This is a genomic window from Niveispirillum sp. CC-CTL257 (assembly GCF_059489915.1).
On record NZ_JCAJXE010000001.1, the window covers coordinates 2,767,059 to 2,791,342 of the forward strand.

General features: G+C 65.9%; 19 protein-coding genes. 4 read left to right on the forward strand and 15 right to left on the reverse strand.

Features of this window, described 5'->3' with window-relative positions; genetic code table 11:
* The first annotated feature begins 78 nt into the window (after nucleotides 1-78).
* Both glgX and ABC729_RS13000 read left to right on the forward strand, forming a co-directional pair.
* A complete protein-coding gene (glgX, locus tag ABC729_RS12995) occupies nucleotides 79-2,280 on the forward strand; it encodes a glycogen debranching protein GlgX (protein WP_495607982.1) in 2,202 nt (733 codons plus the stop codon).
* Nucleotides 2,273-3,268 carry a response regulator gene (locus ABC729_RS13000; protein ID WP_495607983.1) on the forward strand — a complete coding sequence of 332 codons (996 nt, stop codon included), beginning with the start codon at nucleotides 2,273-2,275 and terminating at the stop codon, nucleotides 3,266-3,268. Before glgX ends, ABC729_RS13000 begins: the two co-directional genes overlap by 8 nt.
* 18 nt (nucleotides 3,269-3,286) lie before the next feature.
* On the opposite strand, the gene ABC729_RS13005 is transcribed toward ABC729_RS13000, so the two are convergent.
* Nucleotides 3,287-3,832, reverse strand: a complete 546-nt coding sequence (locus ABC729_RS13005; protein WP_495607984.1) for an SH3 domain-containing protein — start codon at nucleotides 3,830-3,832, stop codon at nucleotides 3,287-3,289.
* 209 nt (nucleotides 3,833-4,041) lie between these two features.
* On the opposite strand from ABC729_RS13005, the gene ABC729_RS13010 reads away from it, so the two are divergent.
* Nucleotides 4,042-5,031, forward strand: coding sequence for a 2-hydroxyacid dehydrogenase (locus tag ABC729_RS13010; RefSeq protein WP_495607985.1), 990 nt, complete (start codon nucleotides 4,042-4,044; stop codon nucleotides 5,029-5,031).
* A gap of 39 nt (nucleotides 5,032-5,070) precedes the next feature.
* Here the strand turns inward: ABC729_RS13010 and trhO are convergent, their stop codons facing one another.
* The 3 genes from trhO to ABC729_RS13025 all read right to left on the reverse strand — a co-directional run bounded on the left by trhO (nucleotide 5,071) and on the right by ABC729_RS13025 (nucleotide 9,461).
* The gene (trhO, locus tag ABC729_RS13015) at nucleotides 5,071-5,820 is read right to left on the reverse strand and encodes an oxygen-dependent tRNA uridine(34) hydroxylase TrhO (protein ID WP_495607986.1); all 750 of its coding nucleotides are present in this window, start codon (nucleotides 5,818-5,820) and stop codon (nucleotides 5,071-5,073) included.
* 64 nt (nucleotides 5,821-5,884) lie between these two features.
* Nucleotides 5,885-7,837: an oxidoreductase gene (locus ABC729_RS13020; protein WP_495607987.1), complete on the reverse strand. Its 1,953-nt coding sequence runs from the start codon at nucleotides 7,835-7,837 to the stop codon at nucleotides 5,885-5,887.
* A 13-nt stretch (nucleotides 7,838-7,850) separates the two neighbouring features.
* Nucleotides 7,851-9,461, reverse strand: a complete 1,611-nt coding sequence (locus ABC729_RS13025) for an FAD-dependent oxidoreductase (protein WP_495607988.1) — start codon at nucleotides 9,459-9,461, stop codon at nucleotides 7,851-7,853.
* 95 nt (nucleotides 9,462-9,556) lie between these two features.
* Between ABC729_RS13025 and ABC729_RS13030 the strand changes: the two genes are divergently transcribed.
* On the forward strand, nucleotides 9,557-10,129 hold the full coding sequence (locus ABC729_RS13030) for a TetR/AcrR family transcriptional regulator (protein ID WP_495607989.1): 573 nt from the start codon (nucleotides 9,557-9,559) through the stop codon (nucleotides 10,127-10,129).
* A gap of 6 nt (nucleotides 10,130-10,135) precedes the next feature.
* Here ABC729_RS13030 and ABC729_RS13035 read toward each other — a convergent pair whose 3' ends face one another.
* The 11 genes from ABC729_RS13035 to ABC729_RS13085 form a co-directional block, all read right to left on the reverse strand.
* On the reverse strand, nucleotides 10,136-12,139 hold the full coding sequence (locus ABC729_RS13035; RefSeq protein WP_495607990.1) for a heavy metal translocating P-type ATPase: 2,004 nt from the start codon (nucleotides 12,137-12,139) through the stop codon (nucleotides 10,136-10,138).
* Nucleotides 12,140-12,198: 59 nt separating this feature from the next.
* A complete protein-coding gene (locus ABC729_RS13040) occupies nucleotides 12,199-12,609 on the reverse strand; it encodes a hypothetical protein (RefSeq protein WP_495607991.1) in 411 nt (136 codons plus the stop codon).
* 5 nt (nucleotides 12,610-12,614) lie between these two features.
* Nucleotides 12,615-15,845, reverse strand: coding sequence for an efflux RND transporter permease subunit (locus ABC729_RS13045; protein ID WP_495607992.1), 3,231 nt, complete (start codon nucleotides 15,843-15,845; stop codon nucleotides 12,615-12,617).
* 9 nt (nucleotides 15,846-15,854) lie between these two features.
* Nucleotides 15,855-17,075 carry an efflux RND transporter periplasmic adaptor subunit gene (locus tag ABC729_RS13050; RefSeq protein ID WP_495607993.1) on the reverse strand — a complete coding sequence of 407 codons (1,221 nt, stop codon included), beginning with the start codon at nucleotides 17,073-17,075 and terminating at the stop codon, nucleotides 15,855-15,857.
* Nucleotides 17,072-18,340 (reverse strand): TolC family protein, encoded by a 1,269-nt coding sequence (locus tag ABC729_RS13055; protein ID WP_495607994.1) that lies wholly within the window; start codon nucleotides 18,338-18,340, stop codon nucleotides 17,072-17,074. The genes ABC729_RS13050 and ABC729_RS13055 overlap by 4 nt, the downstream gene beginning before the upstream one ends.
* 68 nt (nucleotides 18,341-18,408) lie before the next feature.
* The gene (locus tag ABC729_RS13060) at nucleotides 18,409-18,795 is read right to left on the reverse strand and encodes a hypothetical protein (RefSeq protein WP_495607995.1); all 387 of its coding nucleotides are present in this window, start codon (nucleotides 18,793-18,795) and stop codon (nucleotides 18,409-18,411) included.
* Nucleotides 18,796-18,832: 37 nt separating this feature from the next.
* Nucleotides 18,833-20,668, reverse strand: a complete 1,836-nt coding sequence (locus ABC729_RS13065; protein WP_495607996.1) for a DUF885 domain-containing protein — start codon at nucleotides 20,666-20,668, stop codon at nucleotides 18,833-18,835.
* Nucleotides 20,669-20,994: 326 nt separating this feature from the next.
* The gene (locus ABC729_RS13070; RefSeq protein WP_495607997.1) at nucleotides 20,995-21,621 is read right to left on the reverse strand and encodes a DUF4376 domain-containing protein; all 627 of its coding nucleotides are present in this window, start codon (nucleotides 21,619-21,621) and stop codon (nucleotides 20,995-20,997) included.
* Nucleotides 21,621-23,210, reverse strand: a complete 1,590-nt coding sequence (locus tag ABC729_RS13075) for a hypothetical protein (RefSeq protein WP_495607998.1) — start codon at nucleotides 23,208-23,210, stop codon at nucleotides 21,621-21,623. Before ABC729_RS13075 ends, ABC729_RS13070 begins: the two co-directional genes overlap by 1 nt.
* Before the next feature lie 2 nt (nucleotides 23,211-23,212).
* Nucleotides 23,213-23,605, reverse strand: a complete 393-nt coding sequence (locus ABC729_RS13080) for a hypothetical protein (protein ID WP_495607999.1) — start codon at nucleotides 23,603-23,605, stop codon at nucleotides 23,213-23,215.
* The gene (locus tag ABC729_RS13085; RefSeq protein ID WP_495608000.1) at nucleotides 23,605-24,150 is read right to left on the reverse strand and encodes a hypothetical protein; all 546 of its coding nucleotides are present in this window, start codon (nucleotides 24,148-24,150) and stop codon (nucleotides 23,605-23,607) included. The genes ABC729_RS13080 and ABC729_RS13085 overlap by 1 nt, the downstream gene beginning before the upstream one ends.
* Nucleotides 24,151-24,284 lie beyond the last annotated feature (134 nt).

Here is a 24,284-nt window from a genome sequence, read left to right on the forward strand (position 1 = left end):
CGCAATCTCTTGGCGCGGCCTTCTGTCATTGGCATGCTGTGGTTTGGTTGATCCGGCAAGGTAAGGTGTTTCGATCACATGCGATCCACAGGCGCTGCGCGTACCATTGTCCGGCCGGGCCGTCCCGACCCGCTTGGAGCCACATGGGATGGGCTGGGGGTGAATTTCGCCCTGTTCTCCGCCCATGCCGAAAAGGTGGAACTCTGCCTGTTCGACAGTGATGGCAGCCGAGAGATTGAGCGCATCACCCTGCCGGAATGCACCGACGATGTGTGGCATGCCTATCTGCCGGAGGCGCGGCCGGGCCTGCTCTATGGCTATCGCGTCCACGGCCCCTATGATCCCTCACGCGGGCACCGGTTCAACGCCAACAAGCTGCTGCTGGACCCCTATGCCAAGGCGCTAGAGGGGCCGCTGCGCTGGTCGGATGCGCATTTCGGCTATCGCATGGGGGCCGCGCGCGAGGATTTGTCCATCGACCGGCGCGACAATGCGCGCGGCATGCCCAAATGCCGGGTGATCGACCCGGCCTTCACCTGGGGCCTGGAACGCCGCCCGCGCGTGCCCTGGACCGACAGCATCATCTATGAGGCGCATGTACGCGGCCAGACGCTGCGCCATCCCGACATCGCGCCGACCTCTCGCGGCACCTTCACCGGCCTGTCCAGCCAGCCGATGATCGACCATCTGAAGGCGCTGGGCGTCACCGCCGTTGAATTGCTGCCCGTCCATGGCTTTACCGATGACCGGCATCTGGTGGAACGCTCGCTGCATAATTACTGGGGCTATGCCAGCATCTGCTTCTTCGCGCCCGAACCCGCCTATATGACGGGCCGGTCAACGCGCGAATTCAAGAATATGGTCGCCCGCCTGCATGATGCCGGGATCGAGGTGATCCTGGACGTGGTCTATAACCACACAGGCGAGGGCAACCATCTGGGCCCCACCCTGTCCTTCCGTGGCATCGACAATGCCAGCTATTACCTGCTTCAGCAGGACAAGCGCTTCTATCAGGATCATACCGGTACCGGAAATACCCTTAATTTGGCTCATCCACGCGTGCTACAGATGGTCATGGACAGCCTGCGTCACTGGGTCGTGGACATGCATGTCGATGGGTTTCGTTTCGATCTCGCAACGACACTGGCGCGGGAGGCGCAGGGCTTTGACCAGGGGGCGGGCTTCCTGGATGCCGTGCGCCAGGACCCGGTTCTGGCCGGTGTGAAGATGATCGCGGAGCCGTGGGATATCGGCCCCGGTGGTTACCGCGTGGGGCAGTTCCCGTCGGGCTGGGCCGAATGGAACGACCGGTATCGCGACACGGTCCGCCGCTTCTGGCGGGGTGATGAGGGGATGCTGCCAGAACTGGCGGCGCGCCTGACCGGGTCAGCTGATATTTTCGACCATGCCCGCCGCCGCCCCTGGTCCAGCGTCAATTTCGTCACCTCCCATGACGGCTTCACCCTCGCCGATCTCGTCTCCTACAACACCAAGCATAACGAGGCGAACCAGGAGGGGAACCGCGACGGGCACGACGCGAATTTCAGCCATAATCATGGGGTGGAGGGACCGACCGACGACCCCTCCATCAAGGCGGTGCGGCGGCGGCAGTCGCGCAACATGCTGGCGACCCTGCTGCTATCGCAGGGCACGCCCATGTTGACCGCCGGAGATGAGCTTTTGCGCAGCCAGCAGGGCAACAACAATGCCTATTGTCAGGATAGCGAGGTCAGCTGGATCAACTGGCCTGACCTGGGGGCCGATGAGCGGGCCATGACGCGGTTCGTGTCGCGCTTGACGGCCCTGCGCCGCGCCCATCCCGTGTTGCGCCGCGGCCGGTTCCTGCATGGGCGGGAGACGTCTGCCGACGGCCTGAAGGATATCACCTGGATCAATCCGCAAGGGGTGGAAAAGGCACCAGAGCAATGGCGCGACGGGCAGGCCCGCTGCCTGGGCCTGCTGCTGAATGGCAAGGCCGGGACGCATCTGTCAGCCGATGGCACGCCAGAGATGGACAATGTCCTGCTTCTGATGGTCAATGCCGCGGAAACGGCGACCGATTTCATCCTGCCCGATGTGCCGGGCGGGTCGCAGTGGCACTGTCTTCTGGATACGGGCGACGAGGAAGGGCGACCCAGCGGTCACCCCGGTGCCAATCTGGTCATCACCGGCAAACCGGTCTCTTTGCCTGGGCGCACATGCTGGCTATATGAACTGATCGAAACGGGTGCGGGTGAACGCACCACGCTTTCCGGCCTGGGAGGGCCGGCGCATGCCTGACTATGATTTCCGCTCCACCTCCGTCGTCATCGTGGACCGCGAGGGTAATACGCGACGGCTGTTACGCGGCATCCTGGCTCGTATGGGCGTGGACAAGATCCTGGATTTCGCCAGCGCGGCCGATGCACCGGCGGCCTTGATCGCCGTCCAGCCCGACCTGTTATTCATCGATGCCGACGCGCCGGACCCTGAGGGGTTGAAATTCGTGCAGGGGCTGCGGCATGCGCAGTCGCCGCACAATCCCTTCATCGGTGTCATCGCCACCACCTGGCAGCCGACCCAACCCCTGTTGCTTCGGTTCAACGCCACCGGTGCCGACGACATGATGGTAAAGCCGTTCAGCGTCAAGCAGGTCCAGGACCGGCTGATCAACCTGATCGAGGCGCGCAAGAGCTTCGTCGTCACCGCCGACTATATCGGCCCCGACCGCCGCCGGCAGCCACGCGAAGGCATCCAGATCCCCCTGTTCGAAGTACCGAACACCCTGCGCCTGAAGGCCCTAGGCTTGTTCGATCACGGCAAGGCCGCCGAAGCCATCGCCACCGCCCATGACGCCATCAATGTGCAGAAGATCGTGCGCAGCGGTTTCCAGGTGGCTTTCCTGATCGATTTCGCCTGTCCCGGCCTCGCGACGGGGGCCGACCGCATGGCAGCCGATCATCTGATCCGGTCGGGTGCGGCGCTGGACGACCTGATGCGCCGGTTGAAGCCCGATTCCGACATGCGTGGACAGGCTGAATCCTATGCCGCTACCATCCGCGCCACCATCGAACAGTTCAAGGCGGCACCGGACGCCCCCCTGGCGGGCGTACAGCCGCTGCGGGCCGCCGCCATCGGCATCGCAGCGCTGACATCGCGCCGGACCGACCTGTCTGTGGTGGAGAATGAGGTTCGTGGTGCCGTCACGGCCTATCGCAACCGCTTGGCCCAGATGGCTCAGGCCAAACAGCAGCAGGCGGCGGAGAAGGACGAGGAGAAGACGGGTTGAGGGGGAGAACCCCCACCGTCAATCCTCAACCTCTTCATTGGCATAGATGCCCCAGAAGTCGGCGCGTTCCAGCCAGCCGTGATAGCCCTGGATTTCCACTTCGCACCACGGACCCTTGCAGGAAACCAGCCGGCCCATCACGCCGGGTTCGGCCTGGGCCACGGCGGCGGCCGATGCACTGGGCCGTTCGCGGATGGTGCGCAGTTCGCCCGTGATGACCAGAGTACGGCGGCCCGACAGCATGGATTGATGCACCCAGCCCTGGGTCCCCTCCACATCGCGGATACGCCGCCACGTATCGAATTCCGCCGTGATTTCCACGGGCATGCCGGGGCGCACGAAGACCCAGTCGATCGGGTAGGAACGGCCAGGGCCGGTGCGGACATTCACCTCTGCCGACCGCAGCGACACGAAACGCGGCACCGGCAGGCCGGAGCGCACGATCATGTCCGACCGTGGATCGGTTTCCTGGCTGATCCCGGTGGCGGGGCAGAGCAGGGCCGCGACCGACAGAAGACAGGCCAGCAGCGCGCGGGTCATGCCCGCCGCCACAGGTTTGCGCATCTTTCCCGTCCGCGTTTCCAACAACACAACGCCCCATGCAAGGCCGGCGGGCAAATGCCCGGCATCATTCGTTAACAACCCTTTGTGCCGTACCCCGGTTATCCGGGTCAAGCACCAGCGACCATCCATCCCGCAGCAGCGGCATCATGGACAAGGGCTTCGCTCGCTTGTACTGCTATGGCAAACACGCCACGGGAGGATCATTGCACATGGCCGAACGCCGGAAACCCCTGGTCATCGTCACACGCAAGCTGCCGGACGTCATTGAGACGCGGATGATGGAGCTGTTCCACACGCGCCTGAACCTGGACGATCATCCGATGACGCGGGCCGAGCTGGAAGAGGCGGTGAAGACCGCCGACATCCTGGTCCCCACCGTCACCGATACCATTGATGAGGCCCTGCTGAATCAGGCCGGGCCGCAATTGAAGATGATCGCCAATTTCGGCAATGGTGTGGACCATATCGATCTGCGCGTGGCCCGCAACAAGGGTATCCTGGTCACCAACACGCCGGGCGTGCTGACCGAAGATACCGCCGACATGACCATGGCCCTGATCCTGGCCACGGCCCGCCGCCTGTCGGAGGGGGAGCGGCTGGTGCGGTCCGGGCAATGGACGGGCTGGGCACCCACCGTCATGCTGGGATCGCGTCTGGCCGGCAAGCGGCTGGGCATCATCGGCATGGGCCGCATCGGCCAGGCGCTGGCGCGACGTGCCAAGGCCTTCGGCCTGTCCATCCATTACCATAACCGCAAGCCCGTCCACCCGGAGGTGGAACAGGAACTGGATGCGGCCTTCTGGGAAAGCCTGGATCAGATGCTGGCCCGCATGGATATCGTCGCCATCACCTGCCCGCGCACGCCCGCCACGTACCATCTGCTGAATGCGCGGCGTCTGGCCCTGCTGAAACCCACGGCCATCCTGGTCAATATCAGCCGTGGTCAGGTGGTGGACGAGGCGACGCTGGCCCGCATGCTGCAGCGGCGGGAGATCGGGGCCGCTGGCCTGGACGTCTATGAAGACGAACCCAATGTCGATCCCAAGCTGCTGAAGCTCGACAATGTCGTGCTGTTGCCGCACATGGCGTCCGCCACGCTGGAAGGCCGCATCGACATGGGCGAGAAGGTGATCGTCAACATCAAGACCTTCGCCGACGGCCACCAGCCGCGCGACCGCGTGCTGGAAATGATGTTCTGAGGATGGGAACGCCACCGGCGGTTCCCCCGCCGGTGGGTTTCACCCCACCTTGTCGTCCCGAACGATGCCGGGAACCGACTCCAGCCCATGGCCGAGCGCCACCCGTTCGTCAAAGACGAAGCAGCCGCCTTCCCACAGACTGTCATCGGGAACGATGCGTTCCAGATAGTTCAGGATACCACCTTTCAGGTGGTAGACCTCCCCGAACCCCTGTTCCAGCATATAGGCCGTCGCCTTTTCACAGCGGATGCCACCGGTGCAGAACATGGCGACCTTGCGGTGCTTTGCCGGGTCCAGATTGCGGCGGACATAATCGGGGAACTGACCAAAGGTGGTCGTGCCGGGATCGACGGCCCCCTTGAAGGTGCCGTACCCCACTTCAAAACTGTTGCGCGTGTCGATGACCAGGGTTTCGGGATCGCTGATCAGGGTGTTCCAATCTTCCGGCTCCACATAGGTGCCGACGGCCTTAAGGGGATCGATGCCGGGCACGCCCATGGTCACGATCTCCTTCTTCAGCCGCACCTTCAGGCGGCCAAAGGGGGGCGTGTCGGTGCTGGACCAGCGGGGCGCGATGCCATCCAGCCCCGTGATCTGCCCAATCTTTTCCACAACACGCGGCATGGCATCCGCCGGCCCGGCGATGGTGCCATTGATGCCTTCTGCCGCCAGCAGCAGCGTGCCGCACACCCCCTCTGCCGCCATCATGTCGAACAAGGGCTGACGCAGGTCCTGAAACCCCGGCAGCGGGTGGAATCGGTAAAGGGCGGCTATGGCGATGGCGGTCATGTTTGTACAATCCGGAACTGAGCCGCCCGCTTATACGCCCGGCCTTGTTTCCCGCCAACCCGCTCTACAGCGTAGCTGCCAACGCATAAGCCTGCTGTGTGGCAAAGACGATGCGGCGGGGGGCAAAGGCATCACCCAACAAATGCAGGTTCGCCTGCCGCCCCTTCAACTGCTCATAAAGCCCGGCATCAGCCACCGACCCGCAGGCCAGAACCACGCTGTCCACCCCGTCGGCCAGTTCCTCCTTGAAGGAGAAGACATTGCGCAGGCGAATGCGGCCCGGCTCGATGGCGATGGCCTGCACCTGATGGCGGAACATCACCCCGCCGCGCGACAGCCGGGCCAGGAAGGCACCCAGCGTGTAACGCCCTACCAGGGGTGCCGGCCCCGGCGTCTGGTACAGCATGGTCACCTGATGTCCCCGCTGCGCCAGCAGATCGGCCAGGGCCAGGGGGGCGGAATGATCATCCTGCACGATGACATGCACCCGCCGGCCCAGCGTAGCCCGATCCGTCAGGACATCGCGCATATCATGCACAAAGGGCAGGTCCAGGCCCGTGATGTCGGGCCGGCGGGCGACGGCACCGGTCGCCACCGCCACCATGTCCATACCTTCCGCCAGCACCGTTTCCGCCGTCGCCCGCCGTCCGCGATGGACATGCACGTCCAACTGATCCAGACGGCGGGACAGATGATCGATCCAGCCCAGGAACCCCTCCTGCGTGGGCAGCAATGCCGCCAGCCGCACCTGCCCGCCCATCCGGTCGGCGGCCTCCCATAGCGTGACCTTGTGCCCGCGTTCCGCTGCGCGCACCGCCAGTTCCAGGCCCGCCGGCCCACCACCCACCACCAGCAGACGTTTTCTGGCCGTCACGCGGGGCAACGGCCCCTCCACCTCCCGCCCCGCATCGGGATTGACGGCGCAGGCAAAGGGCAGGTTTTCCACATAACGCCGGCTGATACATTCATTGCAGCCGATGCAGGGGCGGATATCGGCGGCGCGGCCTTCGCGCGCCTTGGCCAGCAGGTCGCCATCGGCGAAATGCGCCCGTGCCATGCCCACCACATCGGCATGACCCTGCGCCAGCGCCTTTTCCGCCACGTCCGGCCCCGTGATGCGGCCCGTATAGACGATAGGGATGGACAGCGACCGGCGATAGAGGGCCGCCTGTTCGGCCCAGCCGCCAGCGGGATAATGGTGCGGCTGGATATAGGAAGGATCGCCCCAGGGGCTGCCCATCACCAGATGCACATAATCCACCAGCTTGGCATCCGCCAGCCGCCCGGCAATGGCCGCCCCGCCCAGCAGGTCATAACCGCCCGGTTCACCTTCGGCCTTGTTCATGCGGATGCCGACGGTGAAGCCCGGCCCCGTGGCGTCCCGAATCTCCGTCAGGATTTCCGTGATGAAACGCAGACGGTTGGCAAACGACCCGCCATACTCATCCTCGCGCCGGTTGGTCAGGGGCGACAGGAACCATTCCATCAGGTCATCGTGATTGGCGTGGATCTCCACCCCGTCCAGCCCCGCCCTCTGCGCCTGTGCCGCTGAGAACCGGTATTCCTGCACGAACCAGCGGATTTCATCGCGGTCCAGGGCGTGGGGCACCTGATGGATCAGGGGGCCGGAAAGCCGCGCACTGGGCGCGTGCGGCATGCCGCCCTGAATCACCAGTTGGGTGGTGGCGACCGCCCCTTCCGCCTTCACCGCCGCCGCATAAGCACCGGCCCGTTCCAGATAATGCGGCAGGCGGAAGACGCCATTCTTCATGGCGCCCACGCCGGTGGGCTCAAACCCCGGCGGCATCCGGTTTTCGACAAACCCCGTGATCCCGTCGATCCAGCCGGCCCCGGCGCGGGCGCGCGATGCCCAGTAGGCGATGTTGCGCGCCGCCTCTGCTTCCGTGCCCCACAAATTGCCCACAGCACTGGCATGGGGTGGCAGCATCACGCGGTTGCGCAGCTTCATGGATCCGATGGTCAGGGGTCGGAACAAATGCGGGTAATGGTTGGTCATGCCTGTTCCCCCCTTATCGTGCATTCGACCGGGCCGCCGCACGGCCCGCGCGCCAGCCGAAGATCATGGCGGGGCCCAAGGTGCCGCCCGCCCCGCCATAGACCTTGCCCGTCACCCCGCCCATGGCATTGCCGGCCGCATACAGGCCTTGGATCGGCTGACCCGACAGGTCCAGGACAGCCCCGTCGCGATCCGTCTTCGGTCCGCCCTTGGTGCCCAGCGTGCTGGCATGCACCGGCACGGCATAGAAGGGCCCGCGATCCAGCGGCCCCAGGGTGCGGGCGGGACCGGCGGGGGGGTCGATATCGCCGTTCCAACCGTCATAGGCGCTGGTCCCCCGCCCGAAATCCGTGTCCTGCCCACCCTCCATCATCTGGTTCCAGCGGGCGACCGTGCCGGTCAGAGCATCGACAGGCAGGCCCAGGCGGCGGGCTAGGTCCGCCACGCTGTCGCCGCGCGTGATCCAGTCCGGGGCTACAGCACCGGGTGCCACCCCGAAAAAGCCATAGCGGTCCAGATAGGTCTGACAGAAGATCAGCCAGCAGGGCTGATTGGCATAGGTGAAGCCAACAGGGTCAAAGGCATGCAGCACGGCCCCGAAGGCATTGTAATTCGTCGCCTCATTGGCAAAGCGCCGGCCCTTGCCATTAACCATGATCGACCCCGGCAGGGTGCGTTCGCGCAGCAGCAGGAAATGGCGGGTCGGGTCATCCCCCGCCGCCGCCTCTCCACCCCAGGCAATGGTCGGCACCCACCAGGCCTCCGCCATGTTGGTCAGGGCCGCACCCGCCCGCATGGCCATGCGCAGCCCGTCACCGGTGCAGGCGCGGGCCGTGGGAAGATGGCCGACGGGGCCGCGCAGAAAATCCCGCGCCAAGTCCCGGTCCCATTCAAAGCCGCCGGTGGCGATGATCACCCCGCGCCTTGCCAGGAGGACGGCATCGCCGCTGCGCACGCCCGCCACGCGGCCCGTCTCATCGCGCACAAGGTCGGTGACGGACTGGTTCAGACGCGGTTCAATCCCCCGGTCAAGGCAGGCCTTCAGCAGCCAGCCGACCAGGGCGCGGCCGCAGCATTCGATGCCAGCGGCACGACGGGCCTGGATGGTGGCCGCATCCACCCCGCCGCTGCCGTCCCCGCGTGGGCGTTCGCCGATCAGGGTCCAGGGATTGGCCCGCCCGCGCAACACCTTCTCCGCCCACGGTCCCAGCGACGGCATGGCAAAGGGACCGGGTTCCAGCGACCGACCGCCATCAGGCATGCCGCCAGGATGTTCGGGATGGTAGTCGGGAAACCCCTCCACCAGCTTGATATCCATTCCCACCGGTCCGGCCAGCCAGTCGATCAGGCCGGGCACCGAGTCCACATAGGTTTCGGCCATCACGGGATCAATCAGACCCAGCGACAGTGCCTCCAGATAGGAACGCGCCTTATCCCGACTGTCGCCATCGCCCGCGAACCTGTTGGCCGGCAGCCAGAAGACGCCGCCCGACAGGGCGGTTGTTCCCCCGACCGCGTCCGCCTTCTCCAGCAGCAGGACCCGCGCGCCGGCATCGGACGCCGCCAGCGCCGCCACCAGACCGGCGGCCCCGCTGCCCAAAACGATCACATCCGTCCTTTCCATCCCCGGCCCTTCCATCTTTTCCTCCCGCGCGGCATGATGGCCTGACACCCGTTATATAACGGATGTTATTTATAACGCATGTTACAGGAAAAGCAATGCCGGCCGTGGTGGATCACGAGGCGCGCCGACGCGCCGTGGCGGAAGTGACGGCGGACCTTGTCGCCAGGGCCGGGATCGAGGCCGTGACGGTGCGCGAGGTCGCGCAGGCCGCCGGATACAGCACAGCCATCGTCAGCCACTATTTCGCATCCAAGGTGGAACTGCTGTTCTACACTTACCGCGCGACCGTCCTGCGCGCGCATCAGCGGATGGAAGCAGCGCTGGAAGCCGGCGGCGGGGCCGTGCGGCCCTATCTGGCGGCCCTGCTGCCGCTGAATGCCGAACAGCGGCGCGACTGGCTGGTCTGGTTCGCCTTCTGGACCATGGCCATCGCCGATCAGACCCTCTCGGGCGAACAGCAGGTCCGGTCGCGCCAGATCACGGCCCGGGTGACCAGCCTGCTAATGGAACGCGGGCTGGCGGAGGATGCCGCCAAGGCCGGGGCGCGGCGGCTGCTGGTCACCATCTATGGCATGGCCAGCCAGGCCTTTTTCGACCCCGAGCGCTGGCCGCCGGAAACGCAGCTGTCGGTGCTGGATGCCGATCTGGCGGCGATCGGGGTGGCCTGACGCCGCCTAAACACGCTCCGTCCAGGTCAGCAGACGCAGGGCGTTGAAGACGACGACAAGCGTCGATCCTTCATGCAGCACCACGGCGGGGCCGATGCCCAGACCCAGGATGGTGGCGGGCACCAGCAGCGCCACCATGCCGAGACTGATTACGACATTCTGGCGGATGATGGCGCGGGTCTGACGCGACAGGCCCACCGCAAAGGGCAGGTGCGACAGCTTGTCAGCCATCAGCGCCACATCCGCTGTTTCCAGCGCCACCTCCGACCCGGCAGCCCCCATGGCGATACCGATATGGGCGCGGGCCAGGGCCGGGGCATCATTGACCCCGTCACCGACCATAGCCACGATTCCTTCTGCCGCCATCTTCCCGATGGCCTCCACCTTATCGGCGGGCATCAGGTCACCCACGGCCTTATCCACCCCGACTTCTTGACCAATGGCGGCGACGACGGGGCCGGCATCGCCGGACAGCATCACCAGACGCTGCACACCCAGGGCCCGCAGGCGGGCCAGACTGGACGCTGCCTCCGCTCTGGGCCGATCCATCAGGCCCAGCACACCCAGATCACGGTCACCCCTTCGCACCAGCATGGTGGTGCGTCCGGCCTCGCGCAGGCCGGCGGCGGCGATCATCGCCGGTTCGGACAGGGGCGCCACACCGTCCCGGCCAAACAGGTCGGCCTTGCCGATCAGCACATTCTCCCCCGCCACCGTCGCCGACAGGCCCCGACCGGTCAGGCTGGACAGGTCGCTAGCGGCGGGGATCTCGACGCCGGACAGGCGCTCCCGCCCGTCACGCGTTACCGCGCGGGCCAGGGGATGGTCGCTCAAACCCTCCACGGCGACAGCGATGGACAGCAGTTCCGTTTCTGTTACGCCGGGGGCGGGAATGATGTCGGTCAGGCGCGGGCGACCTTCGGTCAGGGTACCCGTCTTGTCAAAGGCGATGGCGGTGACAGCCCCCAGCAGTTCCAGCGGTGCCCCACCCTTGACCAGCACGCCGCCCCGCGCCGCACGTGCGACGCCCGACAGGATAGCGCTTGGCGTGGCGATGGCCAGCGCACAGGGGCTGGCCGCCACCAGCACCGCCATGGCGCGATAAAAACTGTCGCGGAATGGTTCATCCACCACAACCCAGGCAAACAGCAGCAGGAAAACCAGAGCCAGGACCAGGGGCACGAAAATACGCTGGAACCGGTCGGTGAAAAGCTGGGTCGGGGATTTGGCGCTCTCCGCCTCTGCCACCATGCGGACCACGCGGGCCAGCGTGCTGTCGCCGGACAGGCGGGTCACCTCCACCTCCAGCAACCCATCGCCATTGATGGTGCCGGCAAAGACGCGGTGGTAGGCGTCCACCCGATCCGGTGCCGCGCGGGCCTGTGCCGGGTCGGGCACGGGGGATTTATCAACGGGAATACTTTCCCCCGTCACGGGGGCCTGATCGACACCGCTCTGCCCCGCCACCACGAAGCCGTCGGCGGGCAGGCGGGCACCGGGCTTCACGATGACCACGTCGCCGACGGCCAGCTCCTCCACCGCCACTTCCGCCGTCCCGCCGGTGACGCGGCGCAGGGCCGTGCGGGGGGCCAGCACGGCCAGCGCCTCGATCGCGCGCCTTGCCTTGCCCATGGCGTGATGTTCCAAGGCGTGGCCCAGCGCAAACAGGAACAGCAGCAGCGCCCCCTCCGCCCAGGCGTCCAGGCTGGCGGCCCCTGCGGCGGCCACCAGCATCAATGTGTCGATCTCAAACCGCCCCCGCCGCAGATTTTCCACGGCTTCGCGCATCGTGAAAACCCCGCCCAACAGGAAGGCGGTGATATAAAGGGCGTGGTGAAGCCAACTGGGCGCGGCGGTCAGCATCTCCAGCCCGTAGCCGACAGACAGGGCAACACCGCTGGCAATCGCGGTTACCAGCTCCGTGGCTGCCCCTGACGGACCGCCATGACCATGGCTGTGGCCTTGGCCAGCGTGGTCATGACCATGGTCATGATGATGTCCGTCGCCCATGAGGTCCCCTGTCCGTTAACCCCCTCCCGGTCAGTGGGAGGGGGCAGAATAAGCTTAACTCAATGTAAGTGGCCGCCCATTTCATACTTGGCCTGACCGGTCTTGCCGTCCCTGGTGCGCAGGCTCAGGACGATATCGGCACCCGCCGGCACCTCACCCTTGCCTTCCAGACGGTCACCCGCCGGTTTCAGGGCGATGGTGCCGACGCGGTTGGCGCCCTGGGTCAGCAGGACGCTGCCCATGGCACCCTCTACCGATACCAGTGTACCACCATGGCCGGACAGGTAGACGGCGATGGTGCCGGGCGTGACGAGCAGTTCGGCCTCCACCCCCGCCACATCCTGCACGATGCCGCCATGCTTGCCCTTTTCGGCCTCGCCATGGCTATGGTCATGGCCCTTTTCGGCAGCCACCGCCCCGGACACGGGCAGCAAACTGATCAGAGCGGCGGTCAGGAACGGCTTCAACATGATGGTTACCTTTCATCCAGGGAAGGTGCGGGAAGGGGTTCGATCCCGTTACTGGAACTGACCAGGACGGGACCGGCAAAGCGGCGGTAGAGCGCCGGCAGCACGATCAGGGTCAGCAAGGTGGCGGTGATCAGGCCGCCGATGACGACAGTGGCGATGGGCCGCTGCACCTCCGCCCCGACAGAGGTGGACAGCGCCATGGGCACAAAGCCCAGGCTGGCGACCAGGGCGGTCATCAGCACGGGCCGCAGGCGTGTCATCGCCCCTTCCCGCACCGCCTGATCCAGTTCCATGCCCTTCAGCCGCAATTGCCGGATGAAGGACAGCATGACCAGACCGTTCAGCACCGCGATGCCCGACAGGGCGATCATGCCGACCGCGGCGGAGATGGAGAACGGCATGCCCCGCAAATACAGCGCCAGGATGCCACCCGTCAGCGCCAGTGGCACGCCGCTGAACACCAGCACCGCATCGCGGGCCGATCCCAAAGCGCTGTAGAGCAGCAGGAAGATCAGGGCGAAGCAGGCCGGCACCACGATCATCAGCCGGTCACGCGCCGCGATCAGGTTTTCGAACTGCCCGCCCCAGGTGACCCAGTAACCGGCCGGCACCGCCACCTGAGCCGCCAGCTTTTCCTGCGCCTCGGCCACGAAGGACCCGATATCGCGACCGCGGACATTGGCCTGCACCACGATGCGGCGCTTGCCATTCTCGCGGCTGATCTGGTTGGGACCTTCGGCAAAGCGGATGCTTGCCACCTCGCCCAGCGGCACCGTCCGCCCCTCTGCCAAGGGTATCGGCAGGGTGGCCAGGGCGTCGGGGTCATTGCGCAAGGCGTCGGGCAGGCGGACCAGGATATCGAAACGGCGATCACCCTGATAGACCAGCCCCGCCTCACGCCCGCCGACCGCGATGGCCAGAACCTCTTGTACGTCGGCCACCGACAGGCCGTAACGGGATGCCCGGTCGCGGTCCACCTCAACATTCAGGAACGACGCCCCCGACACCTGTTCGGCCCGCACATCCGCCGCCCCCGGCACTGTCTGAATGGCGGCGGCGATCTGGTTGGCTTTGGTCAGCAGCGTTTCGAAATCATCACCGAACACCTTGATGGCGACATCGCCGCGCACGCCGGCCAGCAATTCGTTGAAGCGAAGCTGGATGGGCTGGCTGACCTCATAGACCTGACCCGGCAGGCTGCCCACAGCCTTTTCTAGCCGCTCGACCAACTCCGCCTTGGACAAGCCGGGATCGGGCCATGCGTCGCGCGGCTTCAGCATCACGAACATGTGGGAGATGCCGGGCGGCATCACATCCGTCCCGATCTCCGCGGTACCCGTCTTGGAAAAGGCGAAGGCCATTTCCGGGAAGGCGGTGACAGCCTTTTCGATGTCAAGCTGCTGGCCGGTGGCCTGATCCAGGCTGGTGCTGGGGATGCGGAACGCGTTCAGGGCCACATCGCCTTCATCCAGTTGCGGGATGAATTCCTGCCCTAACTGCGTGAACAGCAGCAGCGACAGGCCGAACAGGGCCGCAGCAAAGCCCGCCGCCTTTGCCGGGGCCACCAGGGCCTTGTCCAGCCAGGGGCGGTACCAGTCGCCGGCCCGGCGGATGATGGCATTCTCCTTCTCCTCCACCCTGCCCGACACGAACAGGGCGATCAGGGCGGGGACCAGGGTCAAAGACAGGATGAAGGCCGCAACCAGGGCGATGATGACGGTGAGCGCCATCGGTTCGAACATCTTGCCTTCAACCCCGGTGAAGGTCAGCAGCGGCAGATAGACGGTGATGATGATGGCCTGGCCATAGACCGACGGCTGGATCATCTCCTTCGATGCTTCCATCACTTCGGCCAGCCGTTCATTCAGGGTCAGAACACGGCCCAAATGATGCTGCCTTTCACCCAGCCGGCGCAGGCAGTTTTCCGCGATGATCACCGCCCCGTCGACGATCAGGCCGAAATCCAAGGCACCCAGGCTCATCAGATTGGCGCTGACGCCGGCTTCCAGCATGCCTGTGGCCGTAAACAGCATGGTCACGGGAATGACCAGGGCCGTGATCAGGGCCGCGCGGATATTGCCCAGCAGCAGGAACAGAACCGCGATGACCAGCAAGGCCCCTTCGGTCAGGTTCTTCGCCACCGTCTTGATGGTGGCATTCACCAGATCGGTACGGTCCAGCACCGTCTTCGCCATGATGTCGGCGGGCAGGGAGCGGCGGATATCCTGAAGCTTGGCATCCACGGCATCGGCGACAGTGCGGCTATTCTGCCCGATCAGCATCAGGGCCGTACCCACCACCACCTCGCGCCCATTCTCACTGGCGCTGCCCGTCCGCAGTTCCTGACCGGTCTGCACCGTCGCCACATCGGACAGGCGCACGGGCACGCCGCCGCGCGTGGCGATGACGGTGCCGGCGATTTGTTCGGCGGTGGAGATGCGACCGTCGGAGCGGACGATGAACAGCTCTCCGTTCCGCTCCATCTGGCCCGCACCCAGGCTCTGGTTGGCGCGTTCCAGGGCCGTGCCCAGATCGGCGAAGGTCAGGCCGAAACTGACCAGCCGGGCCGGATCTGGCAACACGTGATATTGCCTTACATGGCCGCCGATCGTGTCGATCCCGGCCACACCGCGCACGCCTTTCATCTGCGGGGCCACGATCCAGTCCTGGACCGTGCGCAGATAGGTGGCCCGCTCCACCTCATTCGTCAGGCGCTCACCCTCGGGCGTCAGATACGACCCGTCGGGCTGCCAGCCGGCGGCACCGGCCTTGGCCTTTTTGGCATCAAAGGGCGCATATTCGACGGTCCACATATAAACCTCACCCAGACCCGTGGAGATCGGGCCCATGGTGGGCGTCAGGCCGGGGGGCAGGCGGTCGCGCGCTTCGCCCAGCCGTTCGGCCACCTGCTGGCGGGCGAAATAGATATCGACCTTTTCTTCAAAGATGGCAGTCACCTGCGACAGGCCATTGACGGAGATGGAGCGGGTATCCTCCAGCCCCGCGATCCCGGCCAGCGCGGTTTCGACGGGATAGGTCACCTGCTGTTCCACCTCAAACGGCGACAAGGCCGGGGCCAGGGTGGTGATCTGGATCTGGTTGTTGGTGATGTCGGGAACGGCATCGATGGGCAGGTTCAGCAGTGAACGCGCCCCGAACGCCGCCAATACCGCCACCAGCAGCACCACCAGCACGCGGCGGCGGATGGCGAAGGACAGGATGGGTTCGATCATCATCCCCTCCCGTCAATGCGCATGGCTGTGGGATGCTTCCCCACGCGAGGCTTCGGCCTTCAGCAGGAAGGTATTGCCCGTCGCCACCTGTTCGCCGGGGAACAGGCCGAAAATGATCTCGGCAAAGCGGCTGTTGCGCCGCCCCACCTCCACCACGCGCGGCTCAAACCCTTCCGCATTGCGGACAAAAACGACTGTGTCACCGTTCAGCACCTGCAAGGCGCTGGACGGGACGGCGATGTCCGCCATCTCCCCGCCCGCCTGGATGCTGCCGGACCCGAAATCGCCCGGACGCCATTCGCCATCTTTGTTGTTCAAGGCGGCCACAACGCGGGCGGCCCCCGTCTGCGGGTCCAGCGTGGCGCCGGCGGCGACCACCTTGCCCTCCGCACTGCGCCCGCCCTGGCCGGTCAGGCTGACGGGCTGGCCCTCCTTCACAGCGGGCAGGTCGGCGGCATAGACGGGAAGTTCGACCCAGACGCTGGACAGGTCAGCGACGGAGAAGACCTCTTTTTCAGCGGCCAGCAACTCGCCCCGCACCGCCTCCCGACCGATGATGCGGCCCGCAATGGGCGAGCGCACTTCCAGCCGACCCAGGCTGAAGGGCTGCTTGTCCAGCCCCGCAATCTCCGCCGGCGACAGGCCCAGCACCGTCAGGCGCTGCTTCGCGGCAGCCAAGGCAATGGCGGCGGTTTCGGCGGCGGCGCGGGCGGTCAGGTAATCCTGTTCCGCCGATACCTGCTTGCGCCACAGCCCCTCTTCCCGCGACAGGGTCGTGGCGGCCAATGTGTTCTGGCGCAGGGCGGACAGATATTCCGCCTTGGCGTCGGCCAGATCACGGCTGTCCAGCACCAGCAGCACGTCGCCCGGCTGTACCGGCTCACCCAGGCGCTTATGCACCTCCGTCACGATACCGGACACGCGCAGGGTGACATGCACCATCTTGTCAGCGTCGGCCACAACCGTGCCTGTGACGCGGATGTCGCGGGACACGGGCGCGGGGGCAGCCTCCACCAGCGTGATCTTGGACCGGGTGATGGTAGCGGCGTCCATATGGATGGCGCCACCCTCCTCCCCATGTTCCTCCTCGCCCTCTCCATGGTCATGGCCGTCGCCGGCCTTGGCGGCGACGGGCTGGGGAGCGCCTGTAAAGCTCTTGACCACAAAACCGCCGGCCAGCAGCAGGGCGATGGCGGAGACGCCGATCAGGACATGCTTCTTCGTGATATTCATGGGGACACCTCAATGTCCGGGGCGGTCAGCCGGTCAAGTTCGGCCCGCGCGTCGTGGAAGCCCTGCAGGGCGTTGATCAGATCGGTGCGTGCATCGACCAGGGTCCGCTGTGCCTCCAGCACCTCCAGATACGCGAACTTGCCCTGGGCATAGCCTTCATTGGCCAGACCAAAGGCCTGTTCGGCGGTCGGGATGATGCTGTCCTGAAGCGTGCGGGCGGTCTCGCGGGCGGCAACCAGATTGGCGCGGGCGGCATGGGTGCGGCGGTCCAGGTCGATGCGTTCGGCAGCAAGGTCCGCCTCCGCCGCCACCAGATCGGCCCGCGCCTTGGCAATGCCCCCCCGGTTGCTGTCAAAGATCGGGATGGGCACCGATACCCCCACCAGGAAGGCATTCTCCCCATCCTCCCGGAACTGCCGGAAGCCGGCGGACAGGGTCACGTCGGGGATCGCCTTGGCCTGTTCCACCGACAATTCCGCCCGCCCCCGCGCCACGTCGGCCTGACGCCGGCGCAGGTCGGCCCCATCACCGCTGGCTGCGGCAGCGTCGGCGTCAATGCGGGTGAACCAGCCTTCATCCAGGGTGATGGCGGCGGGGGATAGGCCCGTCAGGCCAGCCAGTGTCTGGCGCGCGATGGTCAGGCGGCGGTTGGCCTGATCCAGGGCCAGTTGCGCCTGACGCCGGGTGATGTCGGCGCGGGATGCCTGAATGGGGGCCTCCCGCCCCGCCTCCACCCGCGCCTTGATGCTGTCCTGTACCGCCACAGCCAGCCGCAGACCGTCCTGGGTCAGGGCCACCTGCCGCGATGCTGCCACCGCCTCCGACAGGGCCAGCCGCACATCGCGCGCCAGGTCCAGCCGGGCCAGCGCCAGATCGGCCGCCGCCCAATCGCGGGCGGCACGGGCGGCATCAGTGCGCCGGCTGCGCTTGCCGCCCAATTCGATGGTCTGCGACAGGCTGTAGGTACGCTCCGACGACCGGAAATCACGATAGGGGCCGGAGCCAGAAAAATTTTCCAGTTCGAACCCGATTTCCGGATTGGGGCTGGTATCGGCCTGATCGACGGCTGCGCCAGCAGCATCCAGCCGGGCACGCGCCGCCGCACCGCGCGGCGCATGCTCAAGCGCCAGCGCGATGGCAGTGTCAGGGGTCAGAAGGGTTTGCGTTGGAGACAGGGTGGTGGGGGCGACGGGCGTGGATTGCGCCCATGCCGCCGGGGCCCCGGCGATGGAAATCGCCAGGGCGACCGCATGATGCAGCCGCATGAATACTCCGCAATGACGAACGGATACCGGGCCGCCCGGTCAGGGCGGCGGCGACGGGGATCGGTTCGTCAGGCGCGCGGGGGTTCGTCGGGAAGGGCCGGCTCGGCACTTTCGGGCAGCACGGGGGCCTCCACCGGATAGGCCGTCATGCCCCAGACCACGGGTTCCACCACCCGCGCAGCGCGGGCGCGGTCGGCCACATGGATGTGGCTGCATTCATGGTGGCAATCCATGGAGAGCTTGCCCATGGGCGCATGCTCCGCCCCGGCCAGCATCTGCGTCTGGCCCGTTCGGTCATGCCCCGTCTGGCCATGGCTGTGCGACAGGTCCCGGGCGTGGAGCCCAGGGACATTCATCAGGAATGCCGCCAGCAGCAGAAGGGTCGCAAGGAAACGCATGGAAATGAAAGTAGGGGCAAGGCGGGGCCGGCGCAAGGTGCCATGCCCCGCCATCATGGAACAATGTTCTGACTTTATCGCTGAATAAGGGCGGTCATGCCGTCAACCGCCCCTCCACCAGCGCCTCCAGCCGGGACAGCGGCACATTACCCGTCATGACCAGCGCGTCATTGAAGCGGCGGAAATCATATTTGGGCCCCAGCTTGGCCTTCAGATTGTCGCGCACGCGGTTGATGGCCGTATGCCCGATCTTGTAGGCGCAGGCCTGGCCCGGCCAGGAGCAGTAGCGGTCCACCTCCCCCGTCACCTGGGTGCGGGTGGAGCCATTGTTGGTGGCAAACCACTCAATGGCTTGGTCACGGGTCCAGCGCTTGGCATGGATACCGGTATCGACCACCAGCCGGCAGGCGCGAAACGCCATGGATTGCAGGTAACCCAGCTGTCCCACCGGGTCCTCGTTGTACACGCCCAGCTCGTCCGCCAGTTGTTCGGCATAAAGCGCCCAGCCCTCGGTATAGGCGCTATAGGCCAGCAGGGTGCGGATCAGCGGCAGCTTGTAGCTATATTCTCCCTGCCAGATATGGCCGGGAATACCCTCGTGATAGGACAGCGTGGGCAGGGCATGACGGGGCCAGATGGCCGTATCACGCAGGTTGATGTAGTAGGAACCGGGCTGGCTGCCATCCATCGACCCGGCACTGGCATAGCCGCCGGGGGCGCCCGCCTCGATGGAAACGGGCACGCGCTTGACCACCAGCTTGCCCGGCACCAGTACCGTGAAGGCCTGCGGCATGCGGGTGCGGATATCATCCACCCGGCCATTGATATAGGAAAGCAGGTCGGCGCGGCCCTTATCATCATTGGGCCACAGATATTTGGGGTCCTTGCCCAGGGCGGCCATACGTTCACCCACCGTCCCCTGGGTCAGACCCTGGGCGCGCAGCAGCGGTTCCATGCGGGATTGCAGCATTTTCAGCTGCTCCAGCCCCATGGCATGCACCTCGTCCGGGGACAGGCTGGTGGTGGTGGCCGCACTCAACGCCCAGGCGTAATAATCCGCGCCCTGGGGCAGGGCCCAGACGCCGGCATCGCCGCGCGCGGTGCGGCGCTGTTCCTCCATCACCGCCTGCTGACGTTTCAGGGCCGGCAACACCTTGTCTGTGACGATGGACAGTGCCTCGCCCGGCTTGGCATGGCCCACCTGCTTCGCACCCGCCTCGAAATGTTTCACGATCTCCCATTCCGCGGCGGGGGCGGCGATGGCGCGGGTATATTGGCCGACGGCCTTGTCCAGCAGGAAATCCGGCAGGGTGACACCCTGCCCGCCTTCCGCTCGCAGCCGCTCCGTCTCCGCATCCAGTGCTGTGGCATATTGGGTCAGGCGCGACAGGTAGCTGTCGGCATCCTCCCTGCGCTCGATCTTGTGCTGGCTGGTCAGGAAGTCCGGCACCTCGACAAAGGCGCCCAGATTCTGGGCCACGGCATAGGGGCTGTTGCGATAGGAATAGCTCTGGTTCAGCAGCGCCATATCGCCGAAGCGGAAGCCATGGCCGCTATCCGACAGTTCCAGCGTGGCCTGCGCCACCTCCAGATTGGCCTGCATCTCCGCCGTAAGACCGCTGCGGTCCAGGGCCTTCACGGCGGCCAGCTGCGTCTTCACCGCCCCACGCTGCGCCTCGATCCCGGCCAGCGACCGATCACCCAGCTGTGCGCGCAGGCCGGCGCGGGCATCCTTGTCGATGCCCAGCTGCGTGGCGTTTTCCGGATACCAGGCCAGTATCTGCTCGGTCAGCTGATCCAGGAAACTCTGCGCTTTCGCGGTGGCGTCACCCGCTGCGGCGCGCACGCCGGGGGCCAGCCCCATCATCGCCAGTGACGCGGTCCCGGCCAGAAGCTGGCGGCGGGTGGGAGAAGCAGAAATGCCGATCATGCGTTTATTGCCTTCACCAGGGTCCGAACGGAAGGACCGGCATTATGCCCCTCCCCCCACCCCCGCCGTCCAGCGGGAACCGGACGTGGCCGTCACGCGGGGGGCCAGTTGGGGCGGGGTGAGTGGGGCCAATGAGGTGGCCCGTAGAGACGGCAAGTATTCCCCCTCCCCCGCTTTGATCCCCCGCCCGCGCTGGTTTGATACCGGCGGGGTGGGGGGCTAGGTCAGGGCGGATGTGATGGCAAAAGTCCACCAAATGGTTTTGGAGTGAGCGGCACACGGCTCTGGAACACTTCAACCTCGACTGCAAGCCGGTTAACTGGCTTCTAAGAGCCTGCTATCGGCCATCCGCTGGTGATGTCAATCGCCTCCAATTCCTCTGCTGTCAGTACAGCCTCGATCTTCTGCGACAGCACCCGTTCTCGGTCGAAGCAAGATTGAACATGCGCGCGCACTGCGGAGGCGAGGGCAATGATTGACGCGGCGTCGAGTGTCACCCACCCCCCCGCTGCCTTCCATGCGACCTCATATTCACTGTTCAGCATGGCCGCGACAGCAGCCCCGGTCAGCAGAGCCTGGCTCTCCCGGTCCGTGCGGACCTCTACCCCGCTGACCAACGTGCCTGCGACCTCACGGTCGTAGCGGTATGCGGCCAGCGCGGCGAGCTTCGCCGACCGCGCCTCGGCCAAATCGCGGGTCGCCGCCATTTCGGCCGCATCGACCAAAGCCTGATCATGCACCTCCCAGTCCCCCGCCTCGCTGAGGCTCCAGCCACCACCAATCCAGGCGGCAGGCACATTGGCGACCTGCTCAAGCACGAGATCGCCAGCGGCAGCGCGATAGGTCCAGCCATCGCCGGCCAGCACCTGCCCCTCACCTGCCTCATCGAGCACCAGATCGACACCGACAAACAGCACCACGCGGTCGGCGGCACGCAGACATGCGGTCATCATCACAGTCGCTCCATCGTGAAGGCGGACAGATAGCCGCCGACCGTCTGATCCAGACAGACATAGACGCCCTGGGTCCCGACCCGGGCGAAGGCGGAAAGAAAGCTGCCGGGGTTCAGAGCAGGCGAAACCGTCACCGCAATTCGGCGAGGTACCTGATCATCAACGATTGGGTACGGATTGGCGGCCAGCATGAACATATCGACGGCGTAGGTCTTGTAGAAGCCTGTGGCGGTATCGGTGCAAATCAGGGTCATCAGAGGATTGGCGCCTCCCCACGTGGCGGGCAGAAGACGGCTAAAACTCTCGGTGGAAACCGTTTGGTGCGGCCCGCTAAGGCTGGCACCGTTGAAGAACACTGCACGCGTCTGGGGCCCTCCCGACGTATGCCTCGCAAGCAGCAGTGAATAGGTGGCGTCTACGGCTACCAGGTGTGCGTCGCTACTTACAAGAGACCCGCCCAGTGTCGCGACCGCACCCACCGCAATCGTGAGAGCACCGGTATCCAGGGTCAGTTCCCTGACGCGATGATCTGAATTTGTGCCGCGATAGCAGTACAAGTGCGCCTTCGTCGCGCTGAGAACGACGTTATTTATCCAGCTGCCGTTTCCCGGTGTGTCAATACCGCTGGTGATCGCGCCCGCCGTGACGGTGGTGCCATCGAACCTTACCAGGGCGCAGCACAGGTTCGTTCCGCTGCTGCCGCCGTTCCAGGACACGAGCGCGACTTGCCCCGTCACCTTGTTCAACCGAACGGGGTGAGGTGGCGATGTCACAACCGCGCTGAGATTAACTGCCGATCCCACGGGCGTCAGCACACCCGTGGTGAGGTTGACCGCGTAGCCATAGATTTTGATGATTTGCACGCTGCTGTCCCACACCACGGCGATGGCCGTCGTGTCCGACAGCAGACAAATCTGCCCGCCGTCCGTCGAACTGTATGCGCCAACCGCCACGGGCGTGCTGATGGCGATATCCTTGCCGGTCACGGTCAGAATCGCGCCATACACGTTGCTGCTGAAGAAATATGACAGCAGGTATTTGGTCGGCGATGATGACGGGTAGAGGTTGATGTTGCTCGGTTGAATGGTCTGCAGGACCTGGCGACCGCCGAAGATGGTTCCTTGGGCAGCGATGCCCATCTGCGACACGGCGGCCCGCCACGCGCCATCGGCCGTGGTTTTGGATATCAAGGTGATGGCGGCGATCTGACCGGGGGCCAGTTCCGCCACCGGCGTGACGCCAAGATATGTGCGGACCTGCATCGGCACGGTGCCGGCATTCGCGATGATGAATACCGGCCCACCGGCCAGCGGCATGGTCGTCGCGTCAGGCAGGGTCACCGCCCGGTTGACGGTGGTGGGGGCGACGGACAGGGCGCGCGGACTGCTGGCGGTCAGCGCCAGATCGGAGGACAGCGCATTCGTCGCCGCATCCCCTTCAAAGGGCGGCCGCTCCCAAGTGCCGCTGGCGCGCAGGAACGCCCCCTGCTGCCCCGCCTTTGGTGCCGGCACGGGGCCCGGTTGGCCATCCCGGTGGGGGGTGGCGCCGGTGAAGCCGCCATTGGGCGGTGCGAAGATACCGTTCTGCATGGTCAGAGCCCCGCGCTTTCGACGGTGATGTCGAACGTTTCGGCATTATGGGTGGTGGCCCGCAGCAAGGCTGTGGTGCCGGGCAGGATCAGGCCGGACAGGCGGTCAACCTGCCCCGTGAAGGACGCGACCGTGCCCGAGGGCGTGATGGCCGTGACGGGCAGTTCGGCGACAAGGCGGTTGGTGGTGCCATTGTCGGTGGACAGGAAGAAGCGGATCATGCCCGCAGTCGTGGTGCCCGTGGCCGAGACCAGGACGCGGGACAGGCGCTTGCCCGCCGTCGTGCCGGTGGCCACGGTCAGCAGGGTGCCGGTGCCGTCGCGGTTGGTATTGGCGGCGGACAGGCGTGCCAGGTCCAGGACGGGCGTGGCGGCATAGGAAGGGGTCGTGGCCATCAGATCGCTCCTTGGTGATAGGGGGCCGACAGGGCGGCCCGGATGAAGGGGGAAAGACCAGCCGGGGTGACGGCCAGATCGGACGCAGCACCGTCAAAGGCCTGGGTCGGCGTGGCCAGCCGCACGAGGCCGGCGGCCAGATCGGTGGCCAGGGACGGCAGCACGATCACCGACCAAGTGCTGTTATCGGCAGACCGGACGCGCAGCAGGCCGTCCGTGGCGGCCCAGACCTTGCCGGCGCCGACAGGGCCGGGATCGGTGGCTTGAATGAAAAGACGGTTTTGCAGATCGGCCACCGCTGCTGCCGAGGCGACGGCCAGTGCCGCGGAATCCGCCGCATCACCGGCAGCCCCCGCCAGCTCCGCCGCCACCGCCGCGATATCGCTGGTCAGGACGGGGTAGTTTCCCGTCTGCGGCGGCTTGGGCGGGACGAGGGCCTGGCGGTGGCCGTCGCCGCCCATGCCGCCCTGGTTGGTGGTGGCGTTCCAGTCGCCGGTATTATAGTGCCCGCTGGACAGGCGGGTCAGGGCGGGGGATGCGGGCATCTGCGCAACTCCTTGACAGGGTTGGATGATTGAACAACGAAGAAGAAGGGGCACCCAAACGGCGGCGACCGCCGCCGCGCGGCACGTGCCGCGTAAGCCCAAGCCGCCGGATGGCGGCGCCCGGCGCTTGAGGG